The organism is Lysinibacillus sp. EB106-09-02-XG168 (assembly GCF_058791475.1).
Genome location: NZ_JBYTDN010000003.1, coordinates 3,677,447 through 3,693,125, shown reverse-complemented (window position 1 = coordinate 3,693,125; position 15,679 = coordinate 3,677,447). Strand labels below are relative to the sequence as shown.

Below are 15,679 nucleotides of genomic sequence, written 5' to 3'. Positions count from 1 at the left end.
GAGAGGTCGGGAGTTAATCACTCCCTCCTACTCGAATTGGGTGATTCATCATTAGTTTGTTGGGAAATCAACCCTACATTATGGTGATGAACTTGGAAAAAGGTGCAACGTTTAGTAAACATGGCTGAATAGGTGCCAAAAGATTTTTCAAAACTATTTTTGATAAGCTGTCTCAGTTGCAATTAATTCCCTCCATTTAGTAATATTAAGTACATATGATGATTAGGAGGCGTTTACATGGCACAAGTAACATTTAAAAATGGTCCAGTAACACTTGTAGGGAACGAAGTAAAGGTTGGAGATCAAGCACCAGATTTCACTATATTAGCGAATGACCTGTCACCTGTTACATTAAAAGATTCAGAGGGGAAAATTCGTTTATTTAGCGTGGTACCATCATTGGATACTGGTGTATGCGATGCGCAAACACGTCGTTTTAATGAAGCAGCAGCTGGCTTAGGTGATAATGTAGTAATCTATACAGTATCTGTTGACCTTCCATTCGCTCAAAAACGTTGGTGTGGTGCTGCGGGTATTGATGCTGTTCAAACAGTTTCAGATCACCGTGACCTGTCTTTTGGTGAAGCATATGGTGTCTATATTCAAGAGTTACGTCTTCTAACGCGCGCAGTATTTGTTGTGGATGCAAATGACAAAGTGACATATGTGGAATATGTTCCTGAAGCAACAGACCATCCAAACTATGAAGCGGCGATTGCGGCTGTCAAAGCACTAGCATAATTTATTGATTTTAGGCTAAGATATTACTAGACAAAGGAGCTGTGACAAGTTTTTGTCACGGCTCTTTTCTGCGTGAAAGGAAGTTGGATATGGAAAATATCGAGAAGTTGTTTGGAATGCTAAATGAACATGCTGAAAAGATAGAAAAAGAACATAATATTACATTGCTAGAGGGTATTCTAGATGGCTTAGAGGCATGGCTAGATGGGGAAGTTGATTTTTCACAAGAAGGCGCTACAAAGGAAGATGTGCGCAAAGCGATTCAAATTGCTGTTTTAAAGGGAATGCGAAAAGGCTCTCAGCCGAATCATCAGATGACACCAGATACTCTTGGGTTATTAGTTGGTTATTTTGTGGAGCAACTATTTGCAGATCGTCTAAAAACCGAAAAAATTTCGATTTTAGATCCAGCAGTAGGTACAGGGAATTTACTCCTAACTGTTATGAACTTATTAGACGAGAAAATAGAGGCATCAGGTGTTGAGGTTGATGAACTACTTATTCGTATAGCTGCTGCTACAGCTGATTTGACAGAGCAGCCTGTTTCTTTATACCGTCAAGATGCGTTACAAGATTTATTAGTAAGTCCTGCAGATGCTATTGTTTGTGATTTACCCGTGGGCTATTATCCGAATGAAGATATCGCATTAGACTATGAGCTGTGCCCTTCAGAAGGGTTGAGCTATGCGCATCATTTATTTATTGAGCAATCCATTAACTACACGAAGGATGGAGGCTATTTATTTTTCCTTGCACCAACGCATCTCTTTGAATCTGAGCAATCGAAACAACTGCATAAATACATTCAAAAGCATGCTTGGATTCAAGCAATTATTCAATTGCCAGATACAATGTTCGCCAACAAAGCACTAGAAAAGAGCATTGTCATTTTACAAAAGCAAGGTAAGGATTTCAAAGCGCCAAAAGAGGTGCTATTAGCAAAAGTACCAAATATGCAAAATAAACAAGCTCTAGCTATGTTCTTTGAAAAAGTGAAGATGTGGCAAGAAGGGAAATAAGTAAAAAGGTATCCAATATTGGATACCTTTTATGTAATACAAAATTAATTTTCAGGTGTGCGGATAACAAGTACGTCACATTTAGCTGAGCGTACAATCGCTTCAGATACTGAACCGATTAGGAAGCGTTCTACTGCATTTAGACCAGTTGCACCACAGATGATTAAGTCTGCGTCTACAATTTTAGAAAGCTCTTTTGTAATGATATTTTTTGGTGAGCCATACTCAATTACAAGGTTAATATTTGTTAAGCCTTCTTCTTCAGCTTGTTTTTTGTAACCATTTAGTAGCTCTTCAGAGAATGCTTGAGCACGCTCTGCAATCGAACGGTCATATGCTTCAATAGCAGCGAAAGAACGTGTATCAATAACATTTACTAAATTTAATACAGCACCATCGTTACGTTTTGCTACATCAATTGATTTACGGAAAGCGTATTCAGCTTCCTTCGAACCGTCTACTGCAACTACAATGCTTTTATATTTATTAGCCATTTGTATTACCTCCCTGATTTGTATATGTTGATTATACCAAATGATTTTCCAAAGGAAATACTTTCCGGAAGAAAAAATGTGAAAAAATGAAGACGTTTACAGTGATTCTGTTTATCATCATAACATAGGGGATTCACATTTCTCTAAGGCGCTGTGAACTCAAGGAGCTTTACAACCTTCACTCTTATCAACTAATAAAAGGAATATGTTTTAATAAATTCCATCCTGTAAGAAAGAAAAGCGTCGAAAATTACCGCCCTATTAGTTTGAATATTTAGCATTATAAAAATATTATTAATTTTATCTATTATTATTTAAATTAAAGCATTTTTTGTTTATGTTTGGTAATATGGAAATGCAAGGGGTGCATCAATACATCGAAGAGTATGTAACAAAATGTGCTTATTTTTTAGGTAATGGAAGGGGATAGGGAAGATGAAGATTGGTATTCCAAAAGAGATTAAAAACAATGAAAATCGTGTAGCCATGACACCAGCAGGAGTTGTTACATTAACAAATTCAGGTCATGAAGTGTACATTGAAACTGGAGCAGGTTTAGGCTCAAGCTTTACAGATGCAGACTACGTTGCTGCAGGCGCTCATATTGTGGATACGGCAAAAGAAGCATGGGCGCAAGAAATGATCATGAAAGTAAAAGAACCTGTAGCATCAGAATACGATTACTTCTATGAAGGTCAAATCTTATTTACTTATTTACATTTAGCGCCAGAGCTTGAATTGACGCAGGCACTTTTAAATAAAAAAGTTGTAGGCATTGCTTATGAAACAGTGCAATTAACAAATGGTTCTTTACCGCTTTTAACACCTATGAGTGAAGTTGCTGGTAAAATGGCAACGCAAATTGGTGCACAGTTCTTAGAGAAAAATCATGAGGGTAAAGGTATTTTACTAGGCGGCGTATCAGGTGTTCCTCGTGGTAAAGTTACAGTGATTGGTGGCGGTATAGCTGGAACAAATGCGGCGAAAATAGCTGTTGGAATGGGTGCAGATGTAACGGTTATTGATTTAAGCCCAGAACGCTTACGTCAATTAGAAGATTTATTTGGCCGTGATGTACAAACATTAATGTCCAATCCATATAATATTGCAGAATCAGTGAAAAACTCAGATTTAGTAGTTGGAGCCGTTTTAATTCCTGGTGCGAAAGCACCAAAGCTAGTTTCTGAGGAAATGATTCAGTCAATGCAACCAGGCTCAGTAGTGGTCGATATTGCTATTGACCAAGGCGGTATTTTTGAGACATCTGATCGAGTGACGACACATGATAATCCGACTTATGTAAAACATGGAGTTGTGCATTATGCAGTAGCAAATATGCCAGGAGCTGTACCACGTACATCAACAATTGCTTTAACAAATAATACAATTCCTTATGCACTTCAAATTGCTAATAAGGGTTATAGACAAGCATGTGTTGAAAACGCTGCATTGAAACTAGGTGTTAATACTATTGATGGACATCTTGTTTACAAAGCTGTTGCAGATTCTCAAGGTTTGCCATATGTAAATGTTGATGAATTAATTCAATAAGTAAAATATCAAAAGGAAGCACCGTGTTTGGTTGCTTCCTTTTATGTTGTTGAAAAGCTATTCTTCTTAGCAAAACGAGGGTTGATTTCCGTCCCAGGCTACTCGCTTTCCTGTGGGCGAGCGTTGAGCCGCCTTCTGCTCCATTCAGCGATAGCATATTTTATTCATTTCAAAAGTGAACATCTGTTGGCCCGAGACCCTGGAACGCATACTTTAAACTAAAAAAGAGGCTGGGACAAAACTGGTCAAAACCTTAAAAAGTGAGAGAACTCAATTTAGAAATGTTGATTTCTCGCACTTTTTTGATGAAGGTAGATGTCGATATTTTTCGAAAGTTGGTCGATAAACAATCAATACTTCTCGATAAATCTCAATTTCGCAGGCTTTAAATTTTTTTTATGAAAAAAATAAGGACCACTTCTGATAAAATTAAGTCACCACTTGAAGGTTGAAAACGAGATGGGCCTCGCATTAATGGCTGTGGATTTAAGAAAATTCATAGCCATTAGCTAAGAACTATTATATGGAGACAACATAAAAAATAGAGAAATCCGAATTTGAATTCATTTAAATTCGGATTTCTCATTAATTGAAACTAGTTATGTCCCAGCCTCTTTTCTATATGATTCAATAAACTATAGTACAATCAAATCTTTCGGGAATTTTGTAAGTATTTCTACCCCGTCTTTTGTTACTACTACATCATCTTCAATACGGACACCTGTCACATCGGATTTATAGATGCCAGGCTCAATTGTGAAGACCATGCCTTCTTCCATAGTCATTTCATTTGCGCCTGTAACAGATGGGAATTCATGTACAGAAATGCCGAGTCCATGACCAAGTCGGTGTGTGAAGTATTCGCCATAGCCTGCTTCAGTAATAGTATCACGAGCGATTTTATCTAAATCCATTGCGCGAACACCTGGCTTCACTGCTGCAATAGCATTTGTGTTAGCAGCTAGTACTGTGTTGTAAATTTCCTTTTGTGCTTCACTAGGCTCACCAAAAGCAACTGTACGTGTAATGTCAGAACAATAACCATCGTAAATTACGCCAAGGTCGAATAAGATCATATCGCCTTTTTCTATTTTTCGAGCACCTGGTTTACCATGTGGAGAGGCTGTTTTTGGACCGCTTAATACCATTGTCTCAAAGGACATCTTGCAGCCTTTATCCTGAATAGCACTTTCTATAGCCGTTAAGATTTCCATTTCTGTTTTGCCTTCTGCGATTTCTTTACAGCCAATTTCAATAGCATAGTCAGCTAGTGCAGCGGCTTTACGTAATTTTTCTAATTCAGTTGCCTCTTTAATTACGCGCATAGCATTGATTTTTTCATCAAGGCGGACAAAACTTGCCTGTGGAAATGATTGTTGAAGGGCTTCTAAACGTTCAACAATAAGTTGACCTTTCTCAATAGCAAACGTTTGTGGATTAACATTACGAGCTTTTATCGCTTGTGCAAGAACTTCCATTGAATTTTCAGTATCTTGGTGGCCGATGACTTCATAAGACCAACCTGCATCCTTCGCATCTGGGATCTCCATTTTTGGACAAATTAAAAAAGGTTCTGCCTCTTTAAAAATCATCACGCCTAGCAATCTCTCATGTGGATCACTTTTAAAGCCTGAAACGTAAAAAACATTGTCTGGTGTCGTTACGAAAGCGGCATCAATTTGGTTTTGTTGTAAATAACTTTGAATTTCTTTAACCTTTGACATAAACAGTTCCTCCTCTGATTGCACTGAAAAATTTCCATGTGCTTGGCTAAACTAATAGCCTAACCGGGATGAGGCTTCGACTTTTGAGCGATTTAAAACTCTAATTCGATGCTTCATTTTTGTACGAATGAATAATTGTCTCCCTACAAGGTATGCTTTGTTGGGAAAGAATCTATTATTCTCTGTACAAGCATATCAAAAAAAGGGAAAAATCGCATGGATAGCGAATAAAAAATGGTGTAGAACAATAAGTACCGCAGGGAGGAAACGTAAATGGAAATTAGTTATCATGGACATTCTGTTGTCAAAATTCAATCAAATGGGAAAACAATCTTGATAGATCCATTCATTAATGGGAATGGGCAAACAGATTTAAAGGTTGCTGAGGAAGCACCAGATATAATCTTACTTACACATGGCCATAATGATCATGTTGGTGATACAGTGGAGCTTGCAAAGAAAAAAGATGCACTTGTCATTGCGCCAAATGAGTTAGCCAATTGGATTTCTTGGCAAGGAGTGAAAGTGCACCCGATGCATATAGGGGGAGCCAAGGAATTTGATTTTGGTAAAGTGAAGTTTACGCAAGCTTTCCACGGTTCGTCATATGTAACTGAAAATAACGAAATTATTTATATGGGAATGCCTGCTGGAATTTTACTATTTATCGAAGGATTAACAATTTATCATGCAGGGGATACAGCTTTGTTTAGTGATATGAAACTAATAGGAGAACGCCATCCTATTGACATTGCATTTTTACCAATTGGTGATAATTTTACGATGGGTCCAGAAGACGCGGCTTGTGCAGTGTCATTTTTGAAGCCGAAAATTGTCGTACCAGTTCATTACAATACATTCCCTCCAATCGAGCAGGATCCACAAATTTTTGCAGATTTAGTGCAAAATGCAGAGGTTCAAATTTTAAAAGCGGGTGAAAAAGTAAACTGTTCCTAATCAGTGACACTGCTGTACTATATGAGTTGACACCACGTGCGTAGTTGAAACGATGGGAAAAGTATAACAAATTCATCACTTTATATTAAATATTTTTATAAAAAATATGGTACACTAAGAGCAGAATTGATGATTGAGAAATAGGTGATATTTTGTCTACAAAACATGAGAGAATTTTACAATACATCGAATCATTACCCGTTGGTGATAAAATTTCAGTACGTCAAATTGCAAAGGAAATGCAGGTGAGTGAAGGAACGGCATACCGTGCTATTAAAGAAGCGGAAAATCGTCGTTTAGTAAGCTCTATTGAACGTGTTGGAACAATTCGTATTGAGAAGAAAAAGAAAGAAAATATTGAGCGATTAACCTTCGCAGAAATCGTAAATATTGTAGATGGCCAAGTTTTAGGTGGAAAAACAGGTCTACATAAAACGTTGACAAAATTTGTTATTGGTGCCATGCAATTAGAAGATATGATGCGTTATACAGATGCAGGAAGCTTGCTTATCGTTGGTAACCGTATTAAAGCACATGAAAATGCACTTCGAGCTGGTGCAGCTGTGTTAATTACAGGGGGCTTTGATACAACTGAGGAAAACAAATTACTTGCAGATTCCTTGGACTTACCGATCATTTCAACAAGCTATGATACATTTACTGTGGCAACAATGATTAACCGCGCAATTTATGACCAATTAATTAAAAAAGATATTTTATTTATTGAAGATATTTTTGTGCCGATGACTGATACTTCTGTTCTTCGAAATGATGAAACAATTCAACATTTCCACAAGCTAAATGAACGAACAACTCATGGTGCATTTCCTGTTGTGACAGCAAACAATAAGCTTATTGGGATGATTACAGTAAAAGATGTTATCGGTCGCGAAGAAAACGAGTTTATTGAAAAGGTTATGACGAAAAATCCGATTGCTGGATCGATGAAAATGAGTGTTGCTTCTGCAGGACATCGTATGATTTGGGAAGGGATAGACCTGTTACCAATTGTCGATGATGATAATATTTTGCAAGGTGTAATTAGTCGACAAGATGTATTAAAGGCGCTTCAGCTTGCTCAAAGACAACCTCAGCATGGTGAAACGATTGATGATTTAGTGAAAAATGAGATGAAGGTGCTTGGCGATGAAGAATTAATCGTAGAATTTAAAGTAACTCCTCAAATGACAAACCAATACGGGGCAATTTCTTATGGAGCATTTACAACTTTGTTAGCGGAAGTTGGCTCATTCTCATTAAAGCGTCGTAAACGTGGGGATGCAGTTGCCGAAAACATGACGATTTATTTCATCAAGCCTGTGCAAATGGAAAGCACACTTACTGTTAAGCCTCGAATATTAGATATGAGTCGTAAGTTTGTGAAAATGGACTTCGAAGTGTTTAATCAACAAATGCTTGTTGGGAAGGCAATGATGATGTTCCAATTACTGGAGCGTTAAGAAAACGGAAAAAGGGATGGTCTAGGGTAAATGCTAGACCATCCCTTTCATTTCTTTCAGCGGGTGTCACGGAATTATGCCGAGAATCGATTATTTATTGGTTAATACGGTACTCTTCTTCAACAAATTGACCGTAGTGACGAACCTTTTTAATATTTTCGACAATAACAAAGATGCCTAAAACGACAAGAATTGCTACAATAATAAATGTAAATAATCCTGGGAATAAATATGCTTGGTTTAAACCAAACAAAAGAATAAATGCACCAAAACTTACATTGGCTTTACTCTTATACCAATTTTTAGCAATTGGTAATGAAGATCGAAACTGTTTTGTTTTAAAATAAAAATAAAACACAAATGATATGATTATTGTAAACACAAATATTAAATTGGGCATAGTAAACCTCCTAGCATAATTAGTCATTATTGTAACGATTATTGAAGAAAAATGCTAACGGTTATTACTATCAAGTTGGGGGAAATTAATTTGAAAAGACAAATCATCGACACAATTGCTTCATATGAAACAATCATTATTCATCGCCATGTTCGACCAGATCCAGACGCTTATGGATCTCAGCAAGGCTTAAAAGAGCTTATTTTAGCAAATTATCCGGAAAAGAAAGTTTTTGCTGTAGGTGAGCATGATGAATCATTATCATTTTTAGCAAATCCAGATGACATTACAGATGAAAAATACGATAATGCTTTGGTTATTGTGACAGATACGGCAAATATAGAACGTGTGGACGATCAACGCTATATAAAAGGTAAAATGATTATTAAAATAGATCACCATCCAAATGACGATGCGTATGGTGATTTACTATGGGTAGATACAAATGCGAGCTCTTGTAGTGAAATGATTTATGAGCTTTTTGAGGAAGGAAAACAAGTTGCCAACTGGATTCTACCAGATGCCTCCGCAAGATTATTGTTTGCTGGTATTGTAGGAGATACAGGACGTTTCCAATTCCCGAGCACGACCGCAAAAACGTTTAAAATTGCAGGGGAGCTTATTGCATATGATTTTGATCGAAATCAAATTTTCGATGGAATGTATGAAATGAAGCAAAAGCTATTAAATTTACAGGGCTATATTTATCAAAATTTCAAAATGGATGAGTACGGAGCAGGACATATCAAGCTAACAAAGGAATTGCTAGCAGACTTCAATGTTATACCGTCAGAGGCATCCTTGTTAGTAGGTTGTCTTGGAAGTGTGAAAGGTATTTGTGCATGGGTGGTCTTCATTGAAGAGGTCGATCAAATTCGTGTACGTTTACGCTCAAAAGGCCCTGTTATTAACACTTTGGCGAAGGAATTTAACGGTGGTGGGCATCCGCTCGCTTCAGGAGCTACAGCTTATTCATGGGAAGAAGCAGACCGTGTTATAACGAGATTACAGGAAATTTGTAAATCATATCAATAAACATGAATATTGGGCTCAATCGCTAAATTTTGTGGATGACATTTGTTACATGTATGCCATATATAAGTGTTGATTGGAGTGGAGGCTAGGCCACTCCTTGAGGATCAGCAATAGAGGAACGAAGTCTAAATGCATCACATCCTGTGATAACGCCTGACCAACATCCTGCTGTTGCTGTCGCTGCGCTTTCGCACAAACAAAACCCTCTGCTGTCGCTACGTTAGCACTACGCTTTCGCGCAAAAACATCTGTTGCCCCAAGCGGCGCATCGGACGCCCCTAGGAAAGCGCCCAGCCGGTACGGTCAACCACTCATCATGACGATTATCCAATATTTAGTGATGATTTGAAAACTCAATAGAATTAGAATGTGCTTCTGCCATAATAATGAAGTTTTGAAATTAACATTTTTTAATACCAGAAAGGAAGGGATTCATTTGACACATGTATATACGAAAATGCATACGAGTGCGGATTTATTGCAAAGTACGATTCGGCTTGAACAATTGATCCCTTTTTTACAAGAGCAAAATACTCAGGCCTGTGCAATCGTCAATTCAAAATTGTACGGGCTTTTGCCTTTTTGTAAAGCATTGCAGCAAGCGAATATTCATGCTGTATTAGGGCTCTCGATAAACGTACAGTGGCAAGATAGAAAAGTTCCACTTGTGCTGTATGCTCAGACGCAAGAAGGCTACCAGCATCTTTTAAAGATTAGTAGTGCAGTTTCGATAAGAGAGGATAATACGCTTCCGTGGAAATGGCTTGAAGGATATGCGGCGGGCTGTGTGGCATTACTTTCTTCGGATGATTTAGTAGAAACTGAGGGTTGGATAGAAGTAGCAAGTGCTTTAAACAAGGTATTTGGCAAGCATTTATTTATGGGGATAGCAAGACCAGCAGGAATGAAAGCCGAAAAAGAAGACACGTTTGTGACGTGGTGTGAAACTATGAATATAACGTTAGTTGCCTCTCAGAGCTGTTATTTTTTACGACCAGAAGATCATTTCGCCTTTGAGGTTGCAAGAGCGATAGATTCAGGTGAAAAGCTAACTGATACAATGCGATCAGCTCATTTACAAGGATATTTCGCTCCGACAGTAGAGGAATGGCGAAGCTGGTTTGCTGATCATCCAGAATGGCTTGCGTCTAGTGCAACGATGCTAGCGAGTTGTACGGCGGAAATTCCTGAAATGCACGTTCAAATGCCTAAGTTTCCTGTTCCTACAGATGAAACAGCCGAAAGCTTGCTTGTAAAAGAGACTTTTGCAGGATTGGCAGAACGATTAAAGCAAGCAGAGATTCCTAAAGTTTATCAGGAGCGACTTCAATACGAGCTTGAGATTATTTGTTCAATGGGCTTTGCAGATTATTTTTTAATTGTTGCAGACTTTATGCATTTTGCTAAAGAAAATCGTATTTTAACAGGTCCTGGTCGTGGTTCATCAGCAAGTTCTCTTGTAGCTTATAGCTTGTCTATTACGCAAGTAGATCCATTAATTTACGGCTTATTATTCGAACGATTTTTAAACCCGGAACGTGTTACACTTCCGGATATCGATATTGACTTTGTCGACAGTAAAAGACAAAAAGTAATCCATTATGTCGCTCAGAAATATGGCAAGGCAAATGTGGCGCAAATTATTACGTTTGGCACTTTATCTGCAAAGGCAGTAGCTAGAGATGTTGCACGTGTTTTTGGTTTTGACGCTGAAACGTTAGAGAAAATCTCGAAAATGATTCCCAATAAACCAGGAATAACATTGCAAAAAGCAGTGACCGAATCACAAGGCTTACAAGGCTGGTTAGCTGAGGATGAAAAACATCGTCACTGGTTAGAGGTGGCGTTAAAACTTGAAGGGGTGCCAAGAAATTCTTCCACTCATGCGGCAGGAATTGTGCTGTCACCTTCACCATTAGTTAATACGATACCGATTGAAGAAGGGCATGATGGAATTTATTGTACGCAATGGCCGATGGGAGATGTAGAAGCCTGTGGACTTGTCAAAATGGATTTTTTAGGATTGCGCAACCTGACAATTTTAGAGCAGGTGCGTTGGTCAATTTATAAAGCTGGGGGTCCTTGGATAGAGTTTGAGCTTATACCGATGCAAGATGAAAAAACATTTCAACTTCTTCAAATGGGAGATACATTAGGGATTTTTCAATTAGAATCAGAGGGTATGAAGCAAGCTTTGCGTGATATTCAACCAACCCATTTTTTAGATATAGTAGCAGTCAATGCGTTGTATCGCCCTGGTCCAATGGATTTTATTCCGATGTATGCTAGGCGAAAAGCGGGAAGGGAATCGGTTACTATGCCGCATCCAGCATTAGAGCCCATTTTACGAGAGACATTTGGTGTCATAGTTTATCAAGAACAGATCATGCAAATTGCCTCGGTGATGGCTGGATTTACGATGGGACAAGCGGATTTATTGCGTCGAGCGGTAAGTAAGAAAAATCGTCAAGTATTAGAAGAGCAACGTACCGCATTTGTAGATGGAGCAATGAAGCAAGGCTTTGACGTACATGTGGCAGAAGAAGTGTATGCATTAATTGTACGCTTTGCAGACTACGGTTTCCCTAAAAGCCATGCTGTTGCATATAGCGTTATTTCCTACCAAATGGCCTATTTAAAGGCACATTTCCCGCAAAGTTTTTATTCCGCGTTATTATCAAATGCAACAGGAAATGTGGAAAAAATTCTGCAACTTGAGAATGAGGCAAAAGAGAAAGGAATTTCATTTTACCCGCCATCATTAAAACAAAGTACAAAATTCTTTACTGTTGAGAAGGACGGAATTCGCTACAGCTTATCCGGAATAAAGGGTGTTCCCTATACATTTATAGAAAAAGTATACGCCTTACGCCAGGCGAAACCAGAAGCATTGGATAATATTTTTGACATTGCAGTTGCATTAAGCGCACAGCATTTTAAACCAAAAGTAATGGAGTCTTTAATTTTTGCAGGGGCTCTCGATTATTTAGATAAAGATCGGGCGGTACTGATAGCTACATTGGAGGCAGCTTTGAAGCATGCAGAACTGCTAAGACCAACTGAGGATATTGATATTGAATCGACTACTACCTTTAGCTTTGGTAAGCCAAAGTATATGGAAGCGGAAGCGATGCCACAAAAGGAAAAATTGCTACACGAAAAGGAAAGTCTTGGTTTTTATATATCGGCTCATCCGGTTACAGAGGAAAGAGCTTTTTGGCATGAAATAAATAGTACGTGCAGAGAGTTAAAACAAGCGCGTGACGGAACGTATGTCAAAATGATTGGTATAATAGAAGAAGTAAAAAAAATACGCACAAAAAAAGGTGAGCAAATGGCCTTTGTTCAGCTTCAGGATGAGTTTGGATCAGTATCTGTAACTTTATTTCCACAGGTTTTTCATCTTGTTCAAGATCTGTTACTTGAAGATGAATTGCTTTTCATTGAGGGGACACTTGAAAGACGCTTTGGTAAACCTCAAGTGAAAGTAAAACATGCGCAAGCGACGAAAAGAATATGAAATTGAAGAAAATATTAGAAACTGCATAAATTTTTTATGCAGTTTTTTCTTTACTTTTTAACAGTTATTTTGTAAGCTAGAGTCAATGTTCAAAAGTGGCCAGACCACTTTTGATTTGTTTATGTAGCGACAGATACAATTACGCCAAGGCGAAATTGATAAGAGGAGTTGATCGTATGGATAAAAAAACCGAACAAAAGAAAGTGTTTTTGGATATCGTCCAACAATTACGACAACTTATTAAAATGGAAGAAATACAGGCTGGAGATAAACTACCTTCTGAACGAGTCCTTTCAGAGCGTCTAGGTGTCGGGCGATCCTCTGTGAGAGAGGCATTGCGAAGCTTAGAATTGTTAGGTCTTATTGAAACGAAACATGGGGGAGGTACGTTCCTAGCTTCCACACATAAGCATCAGCTCGTAGAAATATTGTCGATGTTTATATTAGAAGATGAAAAATCGAAAAAGGATGTCGAATTAACGCGACAAATTCATGAAAAGGAAGCCATTCGCGTAATAAGTTGTACAGGGAATCTGCGAACACTACCGGTGTGGGACAGTTTTTTTGTAAAGCTAGAGATAGAAGATACGATTAATTGTCGAGATGTATTACGAGAAATAATCATCACGGCGGGAAATCGTCTCTCACTAAAAGTCTGGTTTCAGTTAGCAGCTTATGATGGTGACCGTTTAAATCGAAACTCAACAGAAGAAGAAAAATTAATCATCCAAACTATGTTGAAATCGATGCAGCTTGGCTATGAAAAAGAAGCACTAAAAGCTTACGAGCAATGGATGAAGACTTTACGAAGTAATTAGACAACAAAGGGGGAGTCAAACATGGCAATTCGCAGTATATTTAGTAAAAAGAAAGAGGACGGACAAGAAAAGGGGTTTCCAGAAGGACTTATGACAAAATGTCCAGAATGCCGTCACATTCAATTAACGAAAGAATTAGAAAAAAACAACAAAGTATGCACAAAATGTGACCATCATTTCAAAATGACTGCACAGGAGCGCGTAGCATGTTTTTTAGATGAAGGTTCATTTGTTTCAATGGACGATCATTTACAAACAAGTAATCCGCTTAATTTCCCTGCTTATGTTGAAAAAATTTCAGCGGACCAACAAAAAACGGGATTAAACGAAGCCGTACTTACAGGGGTGGGTACCCTTGATGGAGAAGAAATTGTTGTAGCAATTATGGATTCTCATTTCCGTATGGGTTCAATGGGTTCAGTTGTTGGAGAAAAAATCACAAGTGCCGTAGAAAAAGCTACGGAATTACGAGTACCGTTTATAATCTTTACTGCAAGTGGTGGGGCACGCATGCAAGAAGGCGTACTATCATTGATGCAAATGGCGAAAACGAGTGTGGCATTAAAACGTCATAGTGATCATGGACTATTGTTTATTTCAATACTAACTCATCCTACAACAGGTGGCGTTTCTGCAAGCTTTGCCTCTGTTGGAGATATTAATATTGCGGAGCCACAAGCATTGATTGGCTTTGCTGGTCGTCGAGTAATAGAAGAGACAGTAAGAGAAAAACTACCAAATGATTTCCAAACAGCAGAATTTTTATTAGCACATGGGCAGCTTGATGCAATCTTCCATCGAAAAGATTTACGAAAGCAAGTAGCAGTGCTTGTAAAAATGCATACAAAAGGAGGCGTGCAACATGTCTAAAAATTTAGCTTTTGAAGAACCAGTAGTACAATTACGTGAAAAAATTGATGAATTAAAAACGATTGCTACCGAGGCAGATGTAGATATGACAGGCGAAATTGAAAAGCTTGAAACACGTCTAACACAGCTAGAACAATCTATTTATGCAAATATGAAGCCATGGGATCGTGTACAGGTTGCTAGACATCCAGAACGCCCAACAACTTTACAATATATAGAGGCTATGTGTGAAAACTTTATTGAGTTACATGGAGATCGTACGTTTGGTGATGATGCGGCTATTCTTGGAGGGATTGGTCTTTTTGAAGGTCAGCCAGTAACAATTGTTGGACACCAACGGGGAAAATCAACGAAAGAAAACATTCGTCGGAATTTTGGTATGCCACACCCTGAAGGATATCGTAAGGCATTACGCTTAATGAAGCAGGCGGAAAAATTTAAACGACCAATTATTTGCTTTATTGATACGAAAGGCGCTTATCCCGGTAAGGCAGCTGAGGAACGTGGTCAAAGTGAAGCGATTGCTAGAAATCTCGTCGAAATGGCGGGCTTAACAGTACCAGTTATTTCAATTGTTATTGGGGAAGGCGGAAGCGGTGGTGCACTTGCATTAGGTGTAGCAAATCGCGTCTTTATGCTAGAAAACTCAACGTATTCTGTAATCTCGCCAGAAGGGGCAGCTTCGATTTTATGGCGTGATGGTAGCCTTGCAAAGCAAGCGGCAGAAGCAATGCGTATAACAGCACCTGACTTAAAAGAGCTTGGCGTTATTGATGGAATTATCCCTGAAATAACAGGTGGAGCTCATCGCAATGTAGCAAAGCAAGCACTTTATTTAAAAGAATGTATAAGGGACACACTAAAAACATTGAACTCTTTAAATGGCGAACAATTAATTGAAGACCGCTATGAGAAATTCAGAAAGATTGGACAATATACAGAAGTTTAAATCCATTTTTAGGTTTTTGGACATATAAATTTGCTCGTAAAGAGTTAAAAATTGTTTCTATAAAAAATAAATAACCTAATGATGGAAGAATAAATAGTGCGAAAAATATTACCAAAAACTTCAGAAAAATGTTAAATTTAG

13 protein-coding genes are annotated in these 15,679 nt (G+C 38.1%); 10 read left to right on the top strand and 3 right to left on the bottom strand.

What is annotated here, in order from left to right; all coding sequences use genetic code 11:
• Positions 1-237 precede the first annotated feature (237 nt).
• Together tpx and AC3WSO_RS18765 are read left to right on the top strand one after the other, a co-directional pair.
• Positions 238-741, top strand: a complete 504-nt coding sequence (gene tpx / locus AC3WSO_RS18770; protein ID WP_197144681.1) for a thiol peroxidase — start codon at positions 238-240, stop codon at positions 739-741.
• 89 nt (positions 742-830) lie between these two features.
• The gene (locus AC3WSO_RS18765; protein WP_492532927.1) at positions 831-1,760 is read left to right on the top strand and encodes a class I SAM-dependent methyltransferase; all 930 of its coding nucleotides are present in this window, start codon (positions 831-833) and stop codon (positions 1,758-1,760) included.
• 44 nt (positions 1,761-1,804) lie between these two features.
• On the opposite strand, the gene AC3WSO_RS18760 is transcribed toward AC3WSO_RS18765, so the two are convergent.
• On the bottom strand, positions 1,805-2,254 hold the full coding sequence (locus tag AC3WSO_RS18760; RefSeq protein WP_079561606.1) for a universal stress protein: 450 nt from the start codon (positions 2,252-2,254) through the stop codon (positions 1,805-1,807).
• A gap of 435 nt (positions 2,255-2,689) precedes the next feature.
• Here AC3WSO_RS18760 and ald point away from each other — a divergent pair, with 435 nt between their 5' ends.
• Complete coding sequence (ald, locus tag AC3WSO_RS18755) at positions 2,690-3,805, top strand: alanine dehydrogenase (protein ID WP_492532925.1); 1,116 nt, start codon at positions 2,690-2,692, stop codon at positions 3,803-3,805.
• A gap of 635 nt (positions 3,806-4,440) precedes the next feature.
• Here the strand turns inward: ald and AC3WSO_RS18750 are convergent.
• Positions 4,441-5,529: a M24 family metallopeptidase gene (locus tag AC3WSO_RS18750; protein ID WP_492532923.1), complete on the bottom strand. Its 1,089-nt coding sequence runs from the start codon at positions 5,527-5,529 to the stop codon at positions 4,441-4,443.
• A 273-nt stretch (positions 5,530-5,802) separates the two neighbouring features.
• Between AC3WSO_RS18750 and AC3WSO_RS18745 the strand changes: the two genes are divergently transcribed.
• Both AC3WSO_RS18745 and AC3WSO_RS18740 read left to right on the top strand, forming a co-directional pair.
• On the top strand, positions 5,803-6,486 hold the full coding sequence (locus AC3WSO_RS18745; protein WP_349659204.1) for a metal-dependent hydrolase: 684 nt from the start codon (positions 5,803-5,805) through the stop codon (positions 6,484-6,486).
• Positions 6,487-6,638: 152 nt separating this feature from the next.
• Positions 6,639-7,946 carry a DRTGG domain-containing protein gene (locus AC3WSO_RS18740; RefSeq protein ID WP_492532920.1) on the top strand — a complete coding sequence of 436 codons (1,308 nt, stop codon included), beginning with the start codon at positions 6,639-6,641 and terminating at the stop codon, positions 7,944-7,946.
• A 94-nt stretch (positions 7,947-8,040) separates the two neighbouring features.
• Here AC3WSO_RS18740 and AC3WSO_RS18735 read toward each other — a convergent pair whose 3' ends face one another.
• Entirely contained in the window at positions 8,041-8,346 is a 306-nt protein-coding gene (locus AC3WSO_RS18735; RefSeq protein WP_492532918.1) for a YtpI family protein, read from the bottom strand.
• Between the two features lie 90 nt (positions 8,347-8,436).
• Between AC3WSO_RS18735 and AC3WSO_RS18730 the strand changes: the two genes are divergently transcribed.
• The 5 genes from AC3WSO_RS18730 to AC3WSO_RS18710 all read left to right on the top strand — a co-directional run bounded on the left by AC3WSO_RS18730 (position 8,437) and on the right by AC3WSO_RS18710 (position 15,538).
• Positions 8,437-9,381: a DHH family phosphoesterase gene (locus AC3WSO_RS18730; RefSeq protein WP_492532916.1), complete on the top strand. Its 945-nt coding sequence runs from the start codon at positions 8,437-8,439 to the stop codon at positions 9,379-9,381.
• A 436-nt stretch (positions 9,382-9,817) separates the two neighbouring features.
• The gene (gene dnaE, locus AC3WSO_RS18725; RefSeq protein ID WP_492532914.1) at positions 9,818-12,901 is read left to right on the top strand and encodes a DNA polymerase III subunit alpha; all 3,084 of its coding nucleotides are present in this window, start codon (positions 9,818-9,820) and stop codon (positions 12,899-12,901) included.
• 176 nt (positions 12,902-13,077) lie between these two features.
• A complete protein-coding gene (locus AC3WSO_RS18720; protein ID WP_492532912.1) occupies positions 13,078-13,719 on the top strand; it encodes a FadR/GntR family transcriptional regulator in 642 nt (213 codons plus the stop codon).
• Positions 13,720-13,740: 21 nt separating this feature from the next.
• Complete coding sequence (gene accD, locus AC3WSO_RS18715; RefSeq protein WP_492532910.1) at positions 13,741-14,589, top strand: acetyl-CoA carboxylase, carboxyltransferase subunit beta; 849 nt, start codon at positions 13,741-13,743, stop codon at positions 14,587-14,589.
• Positions 14,582-15,538 carry an acetyl-CoA carboxylase carboxyltransferase subunit alpha gene (locus AC3WSO_RS18710; RefSeq protein WP_492532908.1) on the top strand — a complete coding sequence of 319 codons (957 nt, stop codon included), beginning with the start codon at positions 14,582-14,584 and terminating at the stop codon, positions 15,536-15,538. Before accD ends, AC3WSO_RS18710 begins: the two co-directional genes overlap by 8 nt.
• The last annotated feature ends 141 nt before the right edge of the window (positions 15,539-15,679 follow it).

Coding starts and splice junctions, on each gene's coding strand:
- tpx (WP_197144681.1), top strand. CDS start 238: ATGGCACAAGTAACATTTAAAAATGGTCCAGTAACACTTGTAGGGAAC.
- AC3WSO_RS18765 (WP_492532927.1), top strand. CDS start 831: ATGGAAAATATCGAGAAGTTGTTTGGAATGCTAAATGAACATGCTGAA.
- AC3WSO_RS18760 (WP_079561606.1), bottom strand. CDS start 2,254: ATGGCTAATAAATATAAAAGCATTGTAGTTGCAGTAGACGGTTCGAAG.
- ald (WP_492532925.1), top strand. CDS start 2,690: ATGAAGATTGGTATTCCAAAAGAGATTAAAAACAATGAAAATCGTGTA.
- AC3WSO_RS18750 (WP_492532923.1), bottom strand. CDS start 5,529: ATGTCAAAGGTTAAAGAAATTCAAAGTTATTTACAACAAAACCAAATT.
- AC3WSO_RS18745 (WP_349659204.1), top strand. CDS start 5,803: ATGGAAATTAGTTATCATGGACATTCTGTTGTCAAAATTCAATCAAAT.
- AC3WSO_RS18735 (WP_492532918.1), bottom strand. CDS start 8,346: ATGCCCAATTTAATATTTGTGTTTACAATAATCATATCATTTGTGTTT.
- AC3WSO_RS18720 (WP_492532912.1), top strand. CDS start 13,078: ATGGATAAAAAAACCGAACAAAAGAAAGTGTTTTTGGATATCGTCCAA.
- accD (WP_492532910.1), top strand. CDS start 13,741: ATGGCAATTCGCAGTATATTTAGTAAAAAGAAAGAGGACGGACAAGAA.
- AC3WSO_RS18710 (WP_492532908.1), top strand. CDS start 14,582: ATGTCTAAAAATTTAGCTTTTGAAGAACCAGTAGTACAATTACGTGAA.